Source organism: Mesorhizobium sp. P5_C1 (assembly GCF_054049815.1).
Map to the genome: position 1 here is coordinate 1 of NZ_JBFULQ010000498.1, position 4055 is coordinate 4055.

The 4055-nt window shown below is 62.4% G+C and carries 2 protein-coding genes; both read left to right on the forward strand.

Annotated elements, in window-relative coordinates; translation table 11 throughout:
• Positions 1–2157 (forward strand): M23 family metallopeptidase (locus ACXJ7R_RS26590; protein WP_457154426.1); only part of this gene is annotated, 2157 nt, incomplete at its 5' end.
• 206 nt (positions 2158–2363) lie between these two features.
• Entirely contained in the window at positions 2364–4010 is a 1647-nt protein-coding gene (locus tag ACXJ7R_RS26595) for a caspase family protein (protein ID WP_457154427.1), read from the forward strand.
• The last annotated feature ends 45 nt before the right edge of the window (positions 4011–4055 follow it).

Sequence of the window (4055 nt, forward strand, 5' to 3'; positions counted from 1 at the left end):
GAGTTGCACGCGGTCGAAGGCGTGGACGATGTGCCGGCCGATGCGTCCGTCTACGTGCCCGCCATTATCGACCTGGCCGGGGACCCGATGTGGATCACGCTCGCGCCCGATGCCGGCGCCGCAACGAAGGGTCGCGTGATCCCGCGCCCGGCGGAACTCGATCAAGCCGACGTTTCGCCCCAGATCGAAATCCTGTCCGACGTCATGCTTAGCGCCAGCGAAAAATTCATGACGACGATACCGTCGACGCAGGAGGATTTTGCCTTCTTCCAGGCGCAGCGAAAGACCACTGCCGCGCCAACCGGCGATCTGCAGAACGATCTCGAGCCATCGCCCGCGGCGGGGGAACCCGCGCCAGCTTCGGACCAGAAGGTGGATGCCGACGATCCCGAAGCCGGCTGGGGTGAAACGATCGATGCGGGCGACGCCGCCCTTCCCGCATTCCAGAAGACCCAGATCGAAAACAACACCAGCGTGGCAGTCGTCACCAATGAGTATCAGCGGTTCGAGGCGACCGAGGACACGTTCGTGAAGATCCTCAACGACCGCAGCCTGGACAGCGTTGCGCTCGATGCACATTTCTCGGCCGACGATGCCAAGCTCGCAGGCGAGGCATTGAAGGCGCTTTTCAACCGGGACGGTCTGGAACCGGGTTATGTCGTTGCCATGCGCGGTTTCAGGCCGACGCGCGAGACGACCACGATGTCCCTCATGCAGGTTTCGATCTATGCCAAGAACGTGTTTGTCGGCACGCTGACGCGCAATGCCGCGGGCGCGTTCGTGTCTGGCGTCGATCCCTGGGTCCGCGAGGATCTGTTCAACTATTCGGGCGCACAGGCGGAAGGCACGCACAAAAGGCAGTACCGTCTGCTTGACGCGATCTACTCGACAGCAGCCCGCAACAGTGTTCCGACCGGGGTGATCGGCGAAGCGATCATGTATCTCTCGAGAGGACAGGACCTGGACGCCTTTGCAAGCGAGGACCAGCGTCTTGTGCTGATCTATTCGCAGACGCCGCGCGGCAAGGAGGAAGGTGCCGGGCGAGTGCTGTATGTGGGCGTCCAGGGCACCGAAAAGAGCCTGGACTGCTTCGTCTTCCAGCAGAGCGACGGCCAGTTTGCGTGCGTTACGGGTGACGATCTGGTTCGTTCTCTGACTGTCACCAACGGCATGGTCACGCCAGTCAACGGGGTCATGACCTCCACCTTCGGGCCACGCAAGCACCCAATCCTCGGGACCGTTCGCATCCACAAGGGCGTCGACTGGGCGGCGCCCGTCGGCACGCCGATCGAAGCGGCCTTCGATGGCGAGATCACCTTCCAGGGCGACGGCGGCAGCTATGGCAATCTGGTGAAGATCTCGCATGGAAACGGGCGCGAGACGCGCTATGCGCATATGCAGAAATTTGCCATCGCGGCCGGTGTCGGCACCAAGGTGAAAGCCGGCGACATCATTGGCTACATCGGCACCACCGGCCTCTCGACCGGGCCTCACCTGCATTTCGAACTTTACCAGAATGGCGAGGCCATTGATCCCCTGGGCACGGTTACCGCGATTGCGTCGGACGATTCCGCCGTCGAAACGCTCACCGACCGTATCGTCCATGTCGAAAGTGGTGGCAGCGCTCGTGCCAAGAATCCAAATTCTTCAGCGACCGGCGCCGGCCAGTTCATCACCAAGACCTGGATCAGGATGATGAATACCTACCGCCCGGAACTGGCGCGCACGCTGTCGACCGCCGACCTGCTCGCTCTGCGCTACGACGCCACGATCTCGCGTGAGATGGTGCGCAATCTGGCGCGCGAAGGCGAGGCCTATCTTCGGGCGCGCGGTCACCAGATCACCGCCGGCCGGCTGTATCTCTGTCATTTCCTGGGCATGGAAGGCGCGCATCAGGTGCTGTCGGCGACGGGTTCGGCGCAGCTGAGCGCTGTGCTCGGATCGGCCGTCATCCAGGCCAACCCGTTCCTCACCGGCAAGACAGCCAGTTACGTGGTGGACTGGGCCGAAAGGAAAATGGGCCAAAGGCTGAGCCGCGTGGCCACCGACGCCGGCCCACAGACAACGACCACGGAGATCCGCCAGACATCGCCGGAGTTCGAAAAATACAAGCAGGCCATCACGGCCCTCATAAGCTCGGCACAGAATACGCTTTGAAGCCGCCCTCGCGGCACGTGCCGCTCAGGTATTCCCGCTGCCAAGTGATACCATAGACAAATTTTTTCGGGCCGTTTGTGAACCAGGACTGCGGTCAAGATCACATACGCCCAGGAGCCATTTTTTGGCAGAGGCGACTCAGTCGCTGACGAAACCTGGCATGTGCAGACATCAACAGCGTGCCCCGGTGGGCGGAGGGCTGATCCATGAAAGCGTTCGCCGTCAATCTGAGCGGAATTATCCTGCTTTTCCTTGCCGCATTCGGCGCCCAGGCTGCCGCCGGCGCCGAGGCTGCCGCGCCCAACGCCAAGCGCGTCGCGCTGGTGATCGGCAACAGCAATTATGTCCATGCGGTTACCTTGCCCAACCCCGCCAACGATGCCCATCTCATCGCATCGACGCTGCGCAATGCCGGGTTCGAGGTGATCGAAGGGGTCGACCAGGACAATCAAGGCATGCACAGCCTGATCAGCCGGTTTACCGAACAATCCTATGACGCGGACCTCGCGGTGATTTTCTATGCCGGTCACGGCATGCAGGTCGACGGCAAGAACTACCTGATACCGGTCGACGCCGACTTGACGTCGCCGGCCTATCTCAAGACCCGTACCATTCAGATCGACGACTTCATGGCAGCGTTGCCGCCCGACCCGGCGGTTGGCGTCATCATCCTCGATGCCTGCCGCGACAATCCGCTGGCAAGAACGCTGGCCGCCTCGATGCCGAAGAGTCGTTCCACTTCGTTGGGTACCGGTCTGGCGCCGGTCGAAGCAAAATCGGACGGCATCGGAACCGGCGGCCTCCTGATTGCCTATGCAACGGATCCCGGCGCCATCGCTTTCGACGGCAACGGGGCCGACAGTCCTTACTCGACGGCGCTCGCCAGGCATCTGACCGAACCCGGCGTCGAAATCCAGGGCGCGCTGACGCGCGTGCGCGGCGAAGTGACCGAAACCACGCAAGGTCGCCAGAGGCCCTGGCACAACGCATCGCTCGGACGCGAGGTCTTCCTGGGAAAACCCGTCGCGCCAGCGGCGCCTGCTGCAAATCCCGTGGCCGGCGCATCGAGCGCCGCGGCGACATCCGCTCCTGTCCCTGCTGCCAGTGATCCTCCTTCGTGGGAGGTCGAGCAACGCCTTTGGGACGAGGCTTCCAAGCGCAGTTCCATTCCGTTCTACGAGGCCTATCTCGACCAGTTTCCGAACGGTCGCTTCGCCACCGTGGCGCGGTTGAGCATCGACGAATTGAACGACCCGAAGGCCCAAAATCGGCAGGTCGCGGCACTCGATGCGGACCAGGCGAACGCCAGTTCCGGTTCTACCATGCGCACCTCGGTCGGCGTTCCGGACGCGATGGAGCAGACACCGGGCACCGAGTTGACGGAAAGTGCGATCGGCCTCGATCGCCAGGGGCGCATCGACCTGCAATTGCGCATCGAAGCGTTGGGCAATGAGCTTGGGCGCATCGACGGAAACATGGGCCCTCAGACGCGTCAGGCGATCGGCCTCTGGCAAGCGAAGAACGGTCTCCCGCAGACCAGCTATTTGACGCGCGAGCAACTTACGTTCCTCGTGATCCAGACAGATCCGATAATGGAAGGCGTGCGCGCCAGATACGCCGCCGATCAAGACCGTGCGGCGCAGCCGAAAAAGCAGATGGTGCAGAAGGTCAGCACGCCGAGGCCGGTGGCACAGAAATCTCGCAAACAACAGAAGGTTGTTCAGAAGCGGCGCAACCGTGAGACCGTAGCGCGAGAGGATTATCTTCCGCCGCGCCAGGACAACAACGACTTCCTCACCAAGGCGCTGATCTTCGGCACCGGTGTGGTCGTGGGCGGCGTGCTCAAGAACTGACAGCCGACATTCGAAGGACCGCCGTGGTTTTGGGCGGCTATTGCG